We start from the raw sequence: 16,533 nt of genomic DNA on the forward strand, positions 1-16,533 counted from the left end.
GAAGGACCGGCCTGCTTGGGGCAATGTCCTTCGACTACGCTCAGGACGAACGGAATTATCGATCCTCCGCCACCTAATTCCGGAGCCAGACCCACCTATGAAAGCCGCAGTCCTTTTCGACGCCAACACCCCGCTCAGCATCGAGGACGTCACCGTCTCGAAGCCGATGGCACACGAAGTGCTGATCCGCACGGTCGCGGTCGGCGTGTGCCGGTCAGACCTTCATTTCGTCGACGGCGCCTATCCACACGCGATGCCGACGATCCCGGGGCACGAGGCTTGCGGCGTGGTCGAGGCGATCGGCGATGAAGTGCGCGGCGTGAAGGTCGGTGACCATGTCGTGACCTGCCTTTCGGCATTCTGCGGCCAATGCGAGTTCTGCGTCACTGGCCGGATGTCGCTCTGCATCGATGCCAGCGTACGCCGTCCGAAAGGGGCAGCGCCGCGCCTGATGCTCGGCGACCGGCCGATCGCGCAGATGCTGAATTTATCCGCCTATGCCGAGATGATGCTGGTCCACGAACACGCGTGCGTCGCGATCGACCGCGACATGCCGATGGACCGCGCGGCGCTACTCGGCTGCGCGATCACCACCGGGGCTGGTGCCGTGTTCAACACAACCGACGTGACGCCGGGCGAGACGGTGTGCGTGGTCGGCTGCGGCGGCATCGGGCTCGCGGCGGTCAACGCGGCCAAGATCGCCGGCGCGGGCAAGATCATCGCGCTCGATCCTGTCCCCGAGAAGCGCGCGATGGCGGAGAAGCTCGGCGCCACCCACAGCATCGATGCGCTGTCCGACACCGCTGCGGACGAGGTCGTCGCGATCACCAAGGGTGGCGTGCATCACGCGATCGAGGCCGTTGGTCGCGCGCAATCCGCCGCAACCGCGGTGAAGGTGCTGCGTCGCGGCGGCACCGCGACGATCCTCGGGATGATGCCGCTCGGCGAGAAGGTTGGGCTGTCCGCGCTCGATCTGCTGTCGGGCAAGCGGTTGCAGGGCGGTTTCATGGGCTCGAACCGCTTCCCGGTCGACATCCCACGACTGGTCGATTTCTACATGCGCGGGCTGCTCGATCTCGACACGATCATCGCCGACCGGATGCCGCTGGAACGGATCAACGACGCGTTCGACGAGCTACGGCGCGGCGACACGACCCGCAGCGTGATCACCTTCTCGTGAGCGACGCCTCGACAAGCATGGTCGGCACGATCGAAGTCGGCGACAAGGACCGCCTCGACCTCGACACACTCGGCGCGTGGATGACGGCCAACGTGCCGGGCTATGCCGGGCCGCTCACCTACGCGAAGTTCGCAGGCGGGCAGTCGAACCCGACCTACCGCCTCGACACGCCGGCGCGCGCGTACGTGCTGCGCCGCAAACCGTTCGGCCCGATCCTGCCGAGCGCGCACGCCGTTGATCGCGAGTACCGCGTGATCGCCGGGCTCCACCCGACCGGCTTTCCCGTCCCGCGACCCTACGGTCTCTGCGAAGACGGAGCCGTGATCGGCTCGGCCTTCTACGTCATGGAAATGGTCGAGGGCCGGACGATCTGGGACGGCGCCATGCCCGGCGCGACTCCGCCCGAGCGCACCGCGCATTACGAAGCGATGGTCGACACGCTCGCCGCGCTCCACAACACCGATTATGCGGCGGCAGGGCTCGGCGACTACGGCAAGCCCGGCAATTATTTCGAGCGCCAGGTCGGCCGCTGGACCAAGCAATATCGCGCTGCCGAGACCGAGCACATGGACTCGGTTGAACGCCTGATCGAATGGTTGCCGAGAACGCTCCCCGAGCAGACGCGGACGTCGATCGTCCACGGCGACTACCGCATCGACAACATGATCTTCGCGCCATCTGAGCCGAAGGTCATCGCGGTGCTCGACTGGGAATTGTCGACGCTGGGCGATCCGCTGGCGGACTTCTCGTATCTGCTGATGAGCTGGGTGACCGAACCCGAAGGGCGCTCGGGCGTGCTTGGCATGACCGGGCCGGAGACGGGCATTCCGACGATCGAGCAGGTCGTCGAACGCTATTGCGCCGCCACCGGTCGCGACGGCGTGCCTGATCTGAACTGGTATTTCGCCTACAACCTCTTCCGCCTGACCGGCATCGTCCAGGGCATCAAGAAGCGCATCATCGACGGCACCGCGTCGAGCGCGCAGGCGGAGAAGACGGTCGCGAAGATCCACGGGCTGGCGGATGCGGCGTGGGGGTTCGCGGTGAAGGCTGGGGCGTAATTCATCCCCCTCCCGCATGCGGGAGGGGCTAGGGGTGGGCTCGCGCTCGCCGTAAACGATGCCGTTTGTGGATGGCCGGGCGCCCACCCCCGACCCCTCCCGCATGCGGGAGGGGAGCAGTAGAAGATGTCGCAATACGACCTGACCGGTATGGTTGCCATCGTCACGGGATCATCGCGCGGCATCGGCCTCGCCTCCGCGCGCGAACTGGCGGAACACGGCGCGAAGATCGTGATATCCAGCCGCAAGCCGGACGCGTGTGACACCGTCGCGGCGGAACTCAACGCCAAGCATGGCGAAGGCACGGCGATAGCCGTCGCCGCCAACATCTCCGACAAGGCCGGCCTCCAGCATCTGGTAGACGAGACCCGAGCCAAGTTCGGCCGCATCGACATCCTCGTCTGCAACGCCGCCTCGAACCCTTATTACGGGCCTCAAGCCGGCATCGCCGACGACCAGTTCCGGAAGATCCTCGACAACAACATCGTCTCCAACCACTGGCTGATCCAGATGGTCGCGCCCGAGATGCTGGAGCGCCGCAGCGGCAGCATAATCATCATCTCCTCGATCGGCGGCCTGCGCGGCTCGCCGGTGATCGGCGCCTATTGCATCAGCAAGGCCGCCGACATGCAGCTCGCGCGCAACCTCGCCGTCGAGTTCGGCCCATCCAACGTCCGCGTGAACTGCATCGCGCCGGGCCTGATCAAGACCGACTTCGCGCGCGCTCTGTGGGAGGACCCGCAACGGATCGAGGCAGCGAACACCAGCGTGCCGCTACGCCGAATTGGCGAGCCGGAAGAGATCGCGGGCGCGGTCGTCTTCCTCGCGTCGCAGGCCAGCGCGTTCATGACCGGCCAGACGATGGTCATCGACGGCGGCGTCACGATCTAATCGGGAGGAACCTTCATGCGTTTCGAGAACAAGTCGATCATCGTCACCGGCGCAGGCTCCGGCATAGGCCGTGCCGCCGCGCTCCTGTTCGCGAGCGAAGGGGGCAGGGTCGTCGTCGCCGACAAGACCGAGGGCGCGGACGAAACCGCGCACCTCATCGCGCAGGCTGGCGGCACGGCTAAGGCGATCCGCATCGACGCCGGGCTCGAAGAGGACGTGATCCGCACGATCGCGCTCGCGTGCGACAGCTTCGGCGGACTCGACGTGATGTTCGCCAATGCGGGTATCTCCGGCGGCATGGCGAACCTGTTCGACACCGACGTTGCGCTCATCACCGAAGTGTTGCGCGTCAACCTGATCGGTCCGTTCCTCGCGATCAAGCATGCCGCTCCCCGCATCGCGGAGCGGGGAAAGGGGGCGATCGTCCTCACCGCCAGCGTCGCCGGCATACGCTCCGGCGCCGGCTCGCCTGCCTATTCCGCGTCGAAGGCCGGCGTCATCAACCTTGCCGCCGTCTCCGCGCAACAGCTCACCGGTTCCAACGTCCGCGTCAACGCGATCTGCCCCGGCCTCACCGAAACCGGCATGACCAAACCTGTTTTCGATTACGCGCGCGAGGCGAACAAGATGGATCGCGTCGGCCGCCTCAACCCCCTCCACCGCGGCGCGCAGCCCGAGGAACTCGCCAAGGTCGCGCTGTTCCTGGCATCGGATGACGCCAGCTACGTCAACGGCCAGGCCATCGCTGTCGACGGCGGCCTCTCCTCCAGCCACCCAGTCACGCGCCAGGAATACGGCAAGACCGCTGCCTGACTTGCGATCGTAACGCGCAAGCGTCACCATGCGGCTGGATACTGGGGAGCGCATGTTATGAGGCTGTTACGATCCGTCCTGTCGATCCTACCGGCCGTCACGCTGACCGCGGCCGCGCAAGTTCCGCCGCCCATCATCGAATTCCAGTTTCCCCATGCCGCGCCCAGCAGCTGGACCGGCGCGGGACAGGTGTTCATCTCGTGGACGGCGCAGGACGTCCGCTGTGCCGGGATTCCGGTGGTCTTCACCCGACCGCCAGCCGTGATGCCGGCGCTGGGATGGTCGTCGCCGGGTAACGGCATGAAGCCGGTCTCGTACGGCTTCACGATCGACCAGACCGGCCGGCCGCTCGACATCCGGCGTATCGCGAAGGGGTATGTCGTCGCGGGCGAGGACCTGACCCCGGCGCTGGCAGTCGGTCAGTTCGCACCCGGTGCCGCACACGCCGAGTGCAGCCTGACCTTCGTCCCCGCGCCGCAACGGGTCGCCGCTGCGCCGGTCACCTCGGTCATGGCTTATACGATGTTCCCCGGTCAGCGGCCGACCGCGGAGATGTGGGCGCGCGTGAAGCCGGCTGGTTCGACCTGCTACGATCCAGCGCCACAGGTTCGCAACCGTGCGTTTCCGGACTTCGACGCGATACCGAAGCAGCCTGGTCGGCCGAGCTGGAGCATGATCGGCTTCGATATCGACGATGCCGGCAAGCCGATTCACCTCAAGCCGGTGGCGGGCAACGGCAACGCGGCGCTGGCAGCGGCGTCGATGACTGCTATCGGGGATTCACGGTTCGCGCCGGGCGCTCGGGTAGGATGCCAGTATCCGTATAGGATCGGTTCCGCGACAATGCCGGCGCCGCCCATGCCCGAAGAGGCGAGCTTTCGTGTGGCCGGGGCGACCTGTCCGACAAAGGCCGAGTGGGCGGTCGAACCGAGGCTTACCTATCCCGAGCAGTTCCGACGTCGTGCGATCGAGGGATGGGCGGTGATCGGCTACGACGTGGCACCATGGGGCCAGACGGGCAATGTCCGCGTTCTCGCAGCGCAACCCGCCGAGGAGTTTGGCGCGCAGGCCGTGCAGCTGTTGGCGATGGCCAAGCGCGTGCCGTCCGCGACCGGCTATACGGGCTGCGTCGACCGGGTGAAGTTTCGAATGGGACCGATCGCCCGCCAACCCGGCTCGCCGCCTGTCGTCTTCGATCCACCGCAACCCTCGTATTAAGCCACAGGAACTAGCGTGCCGGTACGCTTGCGCAACGACTTTTACGGGACCATTTGAGCAGCGCGGGCGTTGAGCGTCCGACCCCATAAAGGAGAAACCCCATGGCTTTCGAACTCCCACCGCTGCCTTACGCCTATGATGCGCTCGAGCCGGTGATCGACCAGGAGACGATGAAGTTTCACCACGACAAGCATCACGCGGCGTACACGGCAAAGCTGAACGAAGGCGTCGAGAAGGACTCCGCGCTGCAGGGCAAGTCGATCGAGGACATCCTCGGCATGATCTCGTCGCAACCGCCGCTGGTGCGCAACAATGGCGGGGGCTTCTGGAACCACGACTTCTTCTGGAAGACCATGGCGGCCAAGACCGGCCAGGCACCGTCGGGCAAGCTGGCCGAGGCGATCGATCGCGACTTCGGCAGCCTCGACAAGCTGAAGGAAGAGTTCAACACCAAGGGTGCCGGGCAGTTCGGCTCTGGTTGGGCGTGGCTGATCGCGGATGCGAGCGGCAAGCTGAAGGTTACGAGCACGCCGAACCAGGACAATCCGCTGATGGACGATGCCAAGGAGCCGGGTACGCCGCTGCTCGGTAACGACGTCTGGGAGCACGCCTATTACCTGACGTACAAGAACGATCGTCCGGGCTATCTGAAGGCTTGGTGGGACATCGTGAACTGGGACGTCGTCGGCGAGCGCTACGCGAAGGTTGCTGGCTGAGGTTCTGGATTCCCCTCCCGCTTGCGGGAGGGGCTAGGGGAGGGCGCGACGTACGTACTGGCGTTAGGTCAGTGAGGCACGCCCCTCCCCCAACCCCTCCCGTAAACGGGAGGGGAGCAGTAGATTACCCCTCGGGCGGCAGGTCGGTCACGGCGTTGTCGCCCGTTTGCAATCCGTGCTTCAACAGCATCGGGATGTTGGCAAACGCGAAGATCAGCGTCAGCGGGATCGCACCCCACAGCTTGAAGCCGACCCAGAAATCCCAGGTCGTGTTGCGCCAGACCGCCTCGTTCAGCACTGCCATGAACACGAAGAACACAGCCCAGTTGCGCGTAAGCTTGCGCCAGCCATCGGCGGACAGGCCGGGGTAAGCGGTTGCGAGCAGCGACTGGAGCAGCGGGCGCTTGGTGACGAGACCGAACGTCAGGATCGCCGCGAACATCGCGTAGATGATCGTCGGCTTCATCTGGATGAAGCGCTGGTCATGGAAATAGATCGTCAGCCCGCCGAACACGACGATCAGCGCGCCCGACAGCCACAGCATCGGCGAGATATGGCCGGTTTTCACCTTCGACACGATCATCGCGGCGATCGTGGCGATGATGAACGCGGTGGTCGCGGCGACGACGCGGACGATTGGTAAGCCGGGGGTGAGGAAGTTCACCGCGAAGAAGACCGCGAGCGGGCCGTAGTCGACCGCCATGCGGAGGCCGGGGGACAGGGGGGGCTTTGTGGGGGTCACGAGATCAATCCAGAAATACCGTTCGTCCTGAGCGTAGTCGAAGGACATGCCACAAACGGGCCGGTCCTTCGACTACGCTCAGGACGAACGGAAAAAGAGGGGCACGGCAAATGGAGTGGCGTTACTTCCGAACGCTCTCCACGCCCGCGATGATCCGGCTCACCTCGTTCGCGTCGAACGGTCGCAGGTCGGTCATGCCCTCGCCGATGCCGATCGCATGGATGGGGAGGCCGTATTTCTCCGCCGCGGCGACCAGCACGCCGCCGCGCGCGGTGCCGTCGAGCTTGGTCATCACGAGACCGGTGACGCCCGCGACCTCCTTGAAGACCTCGATCTGCTGTAGCGCATTCTGGCCGGTGGTGGCGTCGAGCACCAGAACGATGTCGTGCGGGCTCTCCGGGTTGATGCGACCGAGGACGCGGCGAATTTTCGCCAGTTCGTCCATCAGTTCGCGCTTGTTCTGGAGGCGGCCGGCGGTGTCGACGATCAGCACGTCGATACCGGTCTCCGTCGCCTTCTTGACCGCGTCCCACACCACGCCGGCTGCATCGCCGCCTTCGGGGCCGGTCACGATCGGAACGCCGACGCGCTCGGCCCAGGTGCGCAGCTGGCCGATCGCGGCGGCGCGGAACGTGTCGCCCGCGGCTAGCATCACCCCGTAATCCTGCTCCATAAGCAGATGGGCGAGCTTGGCGATGGTCGTCGTTTTACCCGAGCCGTTGACGCCGATGACGAGGATCACTTGAGGCCGTGGGAAGGCGTCGATCTCGATTGGTTTTGCGACCGTGGCGAGGACCTTCTCGACCTCTTCCGCGACGATCACGCGGATGCCGAGCTCCTCCATGTTGCGTTCGAAGCTGCCTTCGGACAGGCGGCGGCGGATGCGGCCGGCGGTTTCGGGGCCGAGATCGGAGGCGATCAGTGCTTCCTCGATGTCGTCGAGCGTCGAATCGTCGAGCCGTGCGCCGCCGAGGCCGGCGAGGTTGCCGACGAGCCGGTCGGAGGTGCGCTTGAAGCCGCCGATCAGCTTGTCGTGCCAGGTGGGGGTGGTGCTCATGATGGTTCTCGTGTTGCGTCGAGGCGGTCGGACGTGGCGCCGGTGATCGTGATGCGGACGATGTCGCCGGGTATGGCGGGTTCGTCCAGCAGGACTTCGGCGAAATTACCGATATGGCCGCGGTCGCCGGGGCGTTCGACGAGTAGATCCTGCGATGTCCCTACCAGCGTTCGGAGCCAGTTCGCTCGCGCGGTTTCGCCGGCTTGGCGAAGAAGGGCGGCGCGCTGGCGGCGAAGTTCGAGTTCGACCTGCGGCATCCGCGCGGCGGGGGTGCCGGCGCGGGGCGAATAGGGGAAGATGTGCGGGTGGACGATGTGGCAGTCGTCGATCAGCGCGCGCGTGTTGGCGAACATCGCCGCATCCTCGGTCGGGAAGCCGGCGATCAGGTCCGCGCCGATCGCGATGTCGGGGCGGGCTGTCTTGAGGCGCTCGACTAGTGCAACGCTTTCCGCGCGGGAATGACGGCGCTTCATGCGCTTGAGGATCATGTCGTCGCCGGCCTGCAATGACAGGTGGATGTGCGGCATGATCCGGCGTTCGGTGGTCAGCAGCGCGAAGAGGCGGTCGTCGATCTCGATGCCGTCTAGCGAGGAGAGACGGAGGCGTTCTAGCTTCGGGACGTTATGCAGGATGCGTTCGACGAGGTGGCCGAGCGTCGGTGCGCCGGGCAGGTCGGGGCCGTAGCTGGTGAGGTCGACGCCGGTCAGGACGATCTCGCGGTGGCCGGCATCGACGAGGCCGGCGATCCGGTCGACGACCGCGCCCGCCGGGACCGAGCGGCTCGGGCCACGGCCGAACGGGATCGCGCAGAAGGTGCAGCGGTGGTCGCAGCCGTTCTGCACCTCGACGAACGCACGGGCGTGGGCAGAGAAGCTGGCCGCGAGGTGGGGTGCGGTCTCGCGGACCTGCATGATGTCGGATACGACGACTTTTACATCAGCCTTCCAAGCTGAATACGTGAGCTTGTCCGCATTGCCGATGACGCGATCGACTTCGGGCATCGCGGCGAAGCTAGCCGGGTCGATCTGTGCGGCGCATCCGGTGACGACGATCTGGGCTTCGGGGCGGTCGCGTTTCGCGCGGCGGATCGCGACCCGGGTCGCCTTCACTGCAGCGTTGGTGACCGCGCAACTGTTGACCACGACCATGTCTCGCCCGGCGACGAGCGCGCGGATGGTTTCGCTTTCCGCGATGTTGAGGCGGCAGCCGAGGGAGATGACCTCTGGCGCGGGAGCGGGTGACATGCGGGCGATTTAGGAGGGGGCGGGGGCGAAGTCCACGCTTTGCGGTTCGCGGTTATGTCCGAACGTTCCCGGTTAGCTCGCCAACCGGGGCGCGATGCCGCGCGGTGGCGGCGCGTCGCGGTCCGGCCGCTGTGCCAGCAAACGCTTTTCCGCGAGCAGGCGGCGGACCTGAGCGGCGCAAAGTGGCCGACCGTACAGATATCCCTGACCCTTTGCGCATCCCATGCCGCGCAGCCGCTCTTCGACCGCGGCGTTCTCTATTCCCTCGGCCGTGGTCGGGAGGTTGAGGCTATCGCCCAGGCGGACGATCGTGTTGACGATCGCCATGCTGTCGGGATTGTCTAGCATCGACGCGACGAAGCTCCTGTCGACCTTGATCCGGTCGAAAGGCAACGCCCGTAGATGTGCAAGGCTCGAATAGCCGGTACCGAAGTCGTCCAGGGCGATGCGGATGCCTTGGTTCTTGAGGCTGCCGACGATCGACTGGGCGAGCGGCAGATTGTCGAACAATGCGCTTTCGGTGATCTCGATCTCGAGCCGACTCGCGGGGAAACCGGTTTCGACGAGCGTCTTGATGACCTTCTGCGCCAGCCATGCATCGCGCAACTGCATGGGCGAGATGTTGATCGACAGTGAAAGGCTGGCATCCCAGTCGCGCGCGGCGGTAAACGCCTGTCGCATGATCGACAGTGAGAGCTCGCCGATCAGGCCGATCTCCTCGGCGATCGGAATGAAGACGTCTGGCCCGATCGTGCCGCGCGTCGGATGCTCCCACCGCGCGAGCACCTCGAACCCGGTAATGCGGCCTGTCGTCAGGTCGACCTGCTGTTCGAAAAACGGCACGATGGTGTCGTTGGGGACGGCGGCACGCAACCCGGCCTCGATATCGCCGCGCAACTGGACGGATCGCTCCATCGCACCGTCGAACCATGTGTAACGATTGCGCCCGGCGACCTTGGCGGCGTGCAGCGCCATGGCCGACGTTCTCAAAAGCGCGTCCATCGACGTGCAATCGATGTCCGAGCGCGCGATACCAATCGAGGTACTGACGTGGATTTCAGTGCCGCCGACGACGAACGGTTTCGAGAAGTCCGCGATCAACCGTTCGGCAATCCTGTCCACGACGCCCGGATAGGCAGTGTCGAATACTACCGTGCACGCGAACTCATCGGCATTGAGGCGTGCGAGCAGACTCGAACCGGGTACGAAAGCGCTGATCTTCTCGGCAACCTGCGCGAGCAACGCATCGCCGATCGCATAGCCATGCACGTCGTTGACGATCTTGAAATGGTCGAGATCGATGGTCAGCAGGGCTAATGCCTTGCCCCGGCGGAGCGAGCCGGTGAACAGCGCCGCGCCTTCCTCGATCAGGCTGCGGCGATTCAGGAAGCCTGTCAGCGGATCCGATTGCCAGGGAAGCTTTGCGCGCTGGTCCGCGTCCGTCAGTAGCGAGAGTTCCTTGGCGAGACCGCGATACCGGAACCAGCCGAACAGGATCAGCGCGACGTTCAACACCATCGCGGCGATCAGCGTCCGATCGACAACCGTCGTGCCGCCCTTCCAATACTCGATCGTTTTGACCAGCACGCTGCCGCCCGTGCCGACGAACATCAGCAGCGCGGCACCGGTTAGCGCGCCGGTCATGAATTCCCGGCTGATGAGGCGAAGCGAACGGGTGGTCGCCGGCGGTAAATTCATCGATAATACGGCCTGTACGGTCCCTGATCCAACCGATGTGCTCCGCAAGATGTGTAGGACGGGTTAAGGTCGACGGCGTTGCGCCGGAGCGTTGATGTACTGCGGTAAAGGGATGACGGCAGGGGCTGCTGCCGTCCGCTGCTCGTACGGATTGCGTCTGTCTTGCGCTCGACACGCGTTTCCAGTAGGTGACCACCCACGTTCCGTATCGGAGCGCATAAGACGAGCATCCAAGGATGCACGCTGGCCGGCGAGGTTTCGCCCGCCGGCGCTTTTGCGTTGTGTTGCGGTATTTTGGAGTATTTCGATGTTCGAAAGCCTGAGCGATCGACTTGGCGGCGTCTTCGACCGCCTTCGCGGCCGGGGTGCGCTGACCGAAGCGGACGTGCGTGCGGCGATGCGCGAGGTGCGTGTCGCGCTGCTCGAGGCCGACGTTGCGCTGCCGGTGGCGCGCGAGTTCGTCGAGAAGGCGACCGAGAAGGCTATCGGCCAGAACGTGTTGCGCTCGGTCACGCCGGGGCAGCAGGTCGTCAAGATCGTCAGCGATGCGCTGGTCGAGATGCTCGGCTCGGACGCCGTAGAGCTCGAGCTGGGCGTCACGCCGCCGGCCGTCATCATGATGGTCGGCCTCCAGGGCTCGGGCAAGACGACCACCACCGCCAAGATCGCCAAGCGGCTGGCGGCGGGGCAGGCCAATTTCGGCCAGGCCGGTCGCGAGCGCAAGAAGGTGCTGATGGCGTCACTCGACGTCAATCGCCCGAACGCGCAGGAACAGCTGGCGACGCTCGGCACGCAGATCGACGTCGCGACGCTGCCGATCGTGCAGGGCCAGCAGCCGGTCGATATCGCCCGCCGCGCGATGCAGGCGGCCAAGCTTCAGGGCTATGACGTCCTGATGCTCGACACCGCGGGTCGCCTCCATGTCGATCAGGCGTTGATGGACGAGATGAAGGCGGTCGCCGACGTCGCGAACCCGGCCGAGATCCTGCTCGTCGTCGATTCGCTGACCGGCCAGGACGCGGTCAACGTCGCGCAGAACTTCAGCGACCAAGTGCCGCTGACGGGTATCGTGCTGACCCGCATGGACGGCGATGCCCGGGGCGGTGCGGCGCTTTCGATGCGTGCGGTCACCGGCAAGCCGATCAAGTTCGCTGGCACCGGCGAGAAGCTCGATGCGCTCGAGGCGTTCCATCCGGAGCGTGTCGCTGGGCGCATCCTCGGCATGGGCGACGTCGTCAGCCTGGTCGAGCGGGCCGCGGAGTCGATCCAGGCCGAAGACGCCGAGCGTATGGCCGCCAAGATGGCCAAGGGTCAGTTCGACATGAACGACCTGCGTGCCCAACTGGCGCAGATGCAGCGGATGGGCGGGCTCGGCGCGCTGGCGGGGATGATCCCCGGCATGAAGAAGGCGCAGGGCGCGGTCGCGTCGGTCGGTGGCGAAAAGGTGCTGGTGCACATGGACGCGATGATCGGATCGATGACGATCAAGGAGCGCAACAAGCCCGAGCTGATCAACGCCAAGCGCAAGATCCGTATCGCCAAGGGCTCCGGGACGACCGTCCAGGAGGTCAACAAGCTGCTCAAGATGCACCTCGAAATGTCGACCGCCATGAAGAAGATCAAGAAGATGGGCGGCATGAAAGGCATGATGGCGATGCTCGGAAAAGGTGGTCTTGGGGGCGGTCTTGGCGGCATCGGCAACGCGATCGGCGGGCCGCAGATGGGCGATATGCTCAACAAGGCTGGCGCCGGTGGCCTGCCGGGCGGTTCATCGGGCGGTGGTCTGCCGGGGCTTGGTGGCCCCAAGATGCCGCAGATGCCGGCCGGTTTCGACGATTTTCTGAAGAAGAAATAACCTCCTTATCCAACCACGACACCTCGGCTCGCGCCGGGGACTCTATCTAGAAGACGAAGGAAAATATCATGGCAATCAACATTCGCCTCGCGCGCGGTGGCTCCAAGAAGCGTCCTTACTACAAGATCGTCGTTGCCGATGCGCGTTCGCCGCGTGACGGCCGCTTCATCGAGAAGATCGGCAACTACAACCCGCTCCTCGCCAAGGACAACGAGCAGCGCGTGCAGCTCGACGCCGACCGCGCGAAGCATTGGCTGAGCGTCGGCGCGCAGCCGACCGACCGCGTCGCGCGCTTCCTCGACCAGGCTGGCGTGCTCGAGCGTTCGGCCCGCAACAACCCAAACAAGGGCAAGCCTGGCGAGAAGGCCACCGAGCGCGCCGAAGAGCGTGCGACCAAGGCGGCTGAAGCTGCCGAAGCCGAAGCTGCTGCGAAGGCTGCTCCCGCTGCCGAAGCAGAGGCTGCTCCTGCCGAGACTGAAGAAGCCGCTTCGTAAGATAGCGCTTATGAGGACAAGGGTGGGGCGTGATCGCCCCACCCTTGTCCGTCATGCCGGGCTTGTTCCGGCATCCACCCGTCCGCGGAACCGAGAGAATTGGGTGCGCGGAACGGTGGACCCCGGAACAAGTCCGGGGTGACGACGGGCGGGAGGCAACCCCCGCTCCGACTACGGGTCGCCAACCGCACCCGAACCGGACTTCATGCGTTCTCTGAATCGGTAACCCCGAACAGGAGCGCATGATGGCCCCCGAAACCGACCCCCGCACAGCCCCCGCACCCGAGGATATCGAAGATGCCACCAACCAAGGCGTCTCCGCCGACGACCCCGCCGAAGGCTCCGATGACACTCCCGGTCGCGATGAAGGCTCCTCGCAAGGCTGACGTGACGCTTGCCGTCGTCATCGGTGCGCACGGCATCGGTGGCGAAGTGCGGCTGAAGGTCTTTGCCGAGAATTTCGGGAGCTATAAGAGTTTCAACAATGGCGCGCTGTCGCTGAAGTCCGCCCGCAGCGGTAACAACGGCATGATTGCGCGCTTTGCCGAAGTTGCCGATCGCAACGCGGCCGAGGCGATGCGCGGGACGGAATTGACCGTGCCGCGGTCGTCGCTTCCTCAACTCGAGGACGACGAATATTATCACACCGATCTGATCGGACTCGGTGTCGTCTCGACCGACGGCGAAGCCATTGGGCGTGTGGTGGCGATCGACAATTTCGGGGCGGGCGACGTTATCGAGATCGAGCGCACTCCCGTTGATGATAAGCCCGGCAAGCGCTTCATGGTGCCGATGCGTGTCGAGGCGGTGCCGGAATGGGATTCCGAGCGGCTAGTGGTTGAGGCGTCTTTCGCGGCCGAGTGATCAGCGCCGCAGAGGCCGTTGTTCGGCGAGCATGTTGCGGATCGTGGTGGCGGCAACACCAGCTTCGCCCATAGCGTGGCTGATCTGGTCGAGGCCTTTCACGACGTCGCCGGCTGCGAAGAGCCCGGGGATGGACGTGCGCTGGTGCGAGTCGACCTCCAGACAGCCGTCCTCCGACGCGCTTGCGCCCGCCGCCACCGCCAGTTCGGAACGGATGACCGATCCGAGCGCGGGGTAAATGCTGTCGAACGCCAGTCGCCCCTTGACCGTGTCGAGCGCGAGCCGGCCCCCTTCGATCGCGTAGTTGCCGCACGGACCGCCGACCCGGACGATGCCAGCATCGTCGAGCGCTGCCTCGCACGCCGGATCGAGATCGTGGCCACCCTCAGGCGCAATCAGCGTCACGTCCTTCGTGTAGCCGCGCAGGAACAGCGCCTCGCGCATGCCGTGGTCGCCGGTGCCGATGATGCCGACGCGTTTATCGGTGACCTCGTAACCGTCGCAGATCGGGCAATAGCGGAAGAGTCCGGCCTCGAGCGCCTCGTCGTGGATCGCATCCGGCATGTCGGGGCGGTTGTTCACGACCCCGGTCGCGAGCAGGACGCTGCGCGCTCGGGCACGGCGATTGCCGATCCGCACGGTGAAGCCATCGTCGTCCACCTCGATCGCGTCGACGCGCGCGCCCTCGCGGACTGCGCCATAGGTCTCTGCCTGCGCTAGCATGCGACCCAGGAGGTCCGTGCCGCGGATACCCTCGGGATAGCCAGCATGGTTGTGCGTGCACGGGATCAGCGCGGCGCGGCTGCTGCCGCAATCGAACAGCCGGATCGATAGATGGAACCGCGCGAGATAGATCGCCGCGGTGAGCCCTGCCGGTCCGGCGCCGATGATGATGCAATCGTCCATTGGCCGCGAGCGCTTCGCAGCCGCAATTGTTCCGCCACGCCGATCCGTATAGGTGCGGGCGCAGACCCTGCCTTCGGATATAGACGCTGTGACTTTCGCTGCCACGATATTGACGCTGTATCCGGAGATGTTTCCGGGGCCGCTGGGGACGTCGCTGGCGGGGCGCGCGCTGGGGGAGGGGCGGTGGTCCTGCTCGTCGGTGCAGATCCGGGACTTTGCAACGGACAAGCACAAGTCGGTGGACGATACGCCGGCGGGGGGCGGGGCCGGGATGGTGCTGCGCGCCGATGTCGTGGCTTCCGCGATCGACAGCGTTGCGGATGGGCGGCCGGTGCTGGCGATGACTCCTCGGGGGAAGCCGCTGACCCAGGAGCGGGTTCGCGAACTCGCGCAGGGCCCCGGCGTCACTATTCTGTGTGGCCGGTTCGAGGGGTTCGACGAACGCCTGTTCGAGGCGCGGGATATCGAGGAGGTCTCGATCGGCGACTACATCCTGTCGGGGGGCGAGATGGGCGCGCTGGTGCTGCTCGATGCTTGCATTCGGCTGCTGCCCGGCGTAATGGGCGCGGCTTCTAGTGGGGATGACGAGAGCTTCGAAACGGGGCTGCTCGAATATCCGCATTATACCCGACCTCAGATATGGGAAGGGCGCACGATCCCGCAGGTGCTGCGATCGGGGGATCATGCGAAGATCGCTGCATGGCGCAAACGCCGCGCGGAGATCGATACACGGTCACGGCGACCGGACCTTTGGGAGCGCCATGAGGGCGTTCGGGTCCAGTCGCCCTCTGGCGCGCAGCGACACGAGGACGAGACATGAACCTGTTGCAGACGATCGAAGCCGAGAACATCGCGAAGTTCCTGGCCAACAAGACGATCCCCGATTTCCGCCCTGGCGATACGCTGAAGGTCGGCGTGAAGGTCGTCGAAGGCGAGCGCACGCGTATTCAGAACTACGAGGGCGTGTGCATCGCGCGCTCGAACAAGGGCATGGGCTCGAACTTCACCGTGCGTAAGATGAGCTTCGGCGAGGGCGTCGAGCGCGTCTTCCCGCTCTACTCGCCGAACGTCGATTCGATCGAAGTCGTCCGCAAGGGCGCCGTGCGTCGCGCCAAGCTGTATTACCTGCGTGGCCGCACCGGCAAGGCAGCGCGTATCGCCGAGCGCCGCGACATGCGCCCTGCCAAGGGTACTGCAGCCGCCGAGTAATCGCAGACTGCCGGAGTTGGAGAAGGGCGCGGGGGCGATGGTCCCCGCGCCCTTTTTCGTTGTGCGCTTGAAATCAGTGTCTTGCGCCGATGCTGCAGTGCGGAAGTGCACGAAGTTCACAGTCTCACACGCTTTCCGCATGTCGCCCGACATGGGGTTCGATAGGGGCGTTTTGGGCCGAGGTGATGCATGCGGGATAGGGGCGGGGTTGGGCATCCGCTGAGGGTGCGCTCCGAGGCGCGTGTAGGACAGCGGATTAGCACGTCGGCCAGCGGCGGTCGTCGTGGTTGCGCGACCCTTCCGTCCTTCGGGGCGTCGGAGGTGGTTGTCCGATCGGACAGGCGCGCGCGTTCCTGCGCAGGCCGACTGCCGCTTCCTTGTTCTCCCGCGAAGGCGGGAGCCCAGTCTGGATCCCCGCCTTCGCGGGGAAACACGTCTTGCTGGCGGATTGGGATGGCTGCTCGTTTGAGGCGTGAGGGGCTTTGCCACGCTGAGCACGCTCGCGTGGACATGCCCCACCCCGACCCTCCCCTGAAGGGGAGGGAGTTTTCGTCGGGCCACCATGCAATTTCGGCGCGTCACGCA

At 65.4% G+C, this 16,533-nt stretch carries 16 protein-coding genes; 11 read left to right on the forward strand and 5 right to left on the reverse strand.

What is annotated here, in order from left to right; translation table 11 throughout:
- Positions 1–97: 97 nt before the first annotated feature.
- The 6 genes from U1707_RS08080 to U1707_RS08105 all read left to right on the forward strand — a co-directional run bounded on the left by U1707_RS08080 (position 98) and on the right by U1707_RS08105 (position 5,879).
- A complete protein-coding gene (locus tag U1707_RS08080; RefSeq protein ID WP_332799558.1) occupies positions 98–1,180 on the forward strand; it encodes a Zn-dependent alcohol dehydrogenase in 1,083 nt (360 codons plus the stop codon).
- Between the two features lie 17 nt (positions 1,181–1,197).
- Complete coding sequence (locus U1707_RS08085; protein WP_332799798.1) at positions 1,198–2,241, forward strand: phosphotransferase family protein; 1,044 nt, start codon at positions 1,198–1,200, stop codon at positions 2,239–2,241.
- A 126-nt stretch (positions 2,242–2,367) separates the two neighbouring features.
- On the forward strand, positions 2,368–3,132 hold the full coding sequence (locus U1707_RS08090) for an SDR family oxidoreductase (protein ID WP_332799559.1): 765 nt from the start codon (positions 2,368–2,370) through the stop codon (positions 3,130–3,132).
- Positions 3,133–3,147: 15 nt separating this feature from the next.
- The gene (locus U1707_RS08095) at positions 3,148–3,945 is read left to right on the forward strand and encodes an SDR family NAD(P)-dependent oxidoreductase (RefSeq protein ID WP_332799560.1); all 798 of its coding nucleotides are present in this window, start codon (positions 3,148–3,150) and stop codon (positions 3,943–3,945) included.
- A 57-nt stretch (positions 3,946–4,002) separates the two neighbouring features.
- A complete protein-coding gene (locus tag U1707_RS08100; protein ID WP_332799561.1) occupies positions 4,003–5,163 on the forward strand; it encodes a TonB family protein in 1,161 nt (386 codons plus the stop codon).
- A gap of 101 nt (positions 5,164–5,264) precedes the next feature.
- Positions 5,265–5,879, forward strand: a complete 615-nt coding sequence (locus U1707_RS08105) for a superoxide dismutase (RefSeq protein WP_332799562.1) — start codon at positions 5,265–5,267, stop codon at positions 5,877–5,879.
- Between the two features lie 124 nt (positions 5,880–6,003).
- On the opposite strand, the gene U1707_RS08110 is transcribed toward U1707_RS08105, so the two are convergent.
- The 4 genes from U1707_RS08110 to U1707_RS08125 all read right to left on the reverse strand — a co-directional run bounded on the left by U1707_RS08110 (position 6,004) and on the right by U1707_RS08125 (position 10,566).
- Positions 6,004–6,669: a septation protein A gene (locus U1707_RS08110; protein ID WP_332799563.1), complete on the reverse strand. Its 666-nt coding sequence runs from the start codon at positions 6,667–6,669 to the stop codon at positions 6,004–6,006.
- 73 nt (positions 6,670–6,742) lie between these two features.
- Positions 6,743–7,678, reverse strand: a complete 936-nt coding sequence (gene ftsY, locus U1707_RS08115; protein WP_056051078.1) for a signal recognition particle-docking protein FtsY — start codon at positions 7,676–7,678, stop codon at positions 6,743–6,745.
- Positions 7,675–8,922 (reverse strand): tRNA (N(6)-L-threonylcarbamoyladenosine(37)-C(2))-methylthiotransferase MtaB, encoded by a 1,248-nt coding sequence (gene mtaB / locus U1707_RS08120; RefSeq protein ID WP_332799564.1) that lies wholly within the window; start codon positions 8,920–8,922, stop codon positions 7,675–7,677. The genes ftsY and mtaB overlap by 4 nt, the downstream gene beginning before the upstream one ends.
- Before the next feature lie 72 nt (positions 8,923–8,994).
- Entirely contained in the window at positions 8,995–10,566 is a 1,572-nt protein-coding gene (locus U1707_RS08125) for a putative bifunctional diguanylate cyclase/phosphodiesterase (RefSeq protein WP_332799565.1), read from the reverse strand.
- A gap of 361 nt (positions 10,567–10,927) precedes the next feature.
- On the opposite strand from U1707_RS08125, the gene ffh reads away from it, so the two are divergent.
- From ffh to rimM, 3 genes are all read left to right on the forward strand, one after another.
- Complete coding sequence (ffh, locus tag U1707_RS08130) at positions 10,928–12,475, forward strand: signal recognition particle protein (protein ID WP_332799566.1); 1,548 nt, start codon at positions 10,928–10,930, stop codon at positions 12,473–12,475.
- Positions 12,476–12,543: 68 nt separating this feature from the next.
- A complete protein-coding gene (gene rpsP, locus U1707_RS08135) occupies positions 12,544–12,969 on the forward strand; it encodes a 30S ribosomal protein S16 (protein WP_056051069.1) in 426 nt (141 codons plus the stop codon).
- A gap of 345 nt (positions 12,970–13,314) precedes the next feature.
- A complete protein-coding gene (gene rimM / locus U1707_RS08140) occupies positions 13,315–13,833 on the forward strand; it encodes a ribosome maturation factor RimM (RefSeq protein WP_332799567.1) in 519 nt (172 codons plus the stop codon).
- On the opposite strand, the gene U1707_RS08145 is transcribed toward rimM, so the two are convergent.
- Complete coding sequence (locus U1707_RS08145; protein ID WP_332799568.1) at positions 13,834–14,739, reverse strand: NAD(P)/FAD-dependent oxidoreductase; 906 nt, start codon at positions 14,737–14,739, stop codon at positions 13,834–13,836.
- An 88-nt stretch (positions 14,740–14,827) separates the two neighbouring features.
- Between U1707_RS08145 and trmD the strand changes: the two genes are divergently transcribed.
- Both trmD and rplS read left to right on the forward strand, forming a co-directional pair.
- A complete protein-coding gene (gene trmD / locus U1707_RS08150) occupies positions 14,828–15,559 on the forward strand; it encodes a tRNA (guanosine(37)-N1)-methyltransferase TrmD (protein ID WP_332799569.1) in 732 nt (243 codons plus the stop codon).
- Entirely contained in the window at positions 15,556–15,948 is a 393-nt protein-coding gene (gene rplS / locus U1707_RS08155; protein WP_031395442.1) for a 50S ribosomal protein L19, read from the forward strand. Before trmD ends, rplS begins: the two co-directional genes overlap by 4 nt.
- The last annotated feature ends 585 nt before the right edge of the window (positions 15,949–16,533 follow it).

The sequence above is a fragment of the Sphingomonas sandaracina genome, from assembly GCF_036663695.1.
In the GTDB taxonomy this organism is placed as follows: Bacteria; Pseudomonadota; Alphaproteobacteria; order Sphingomonadales; family Sphingomonadaceae; genus Sphingomonas.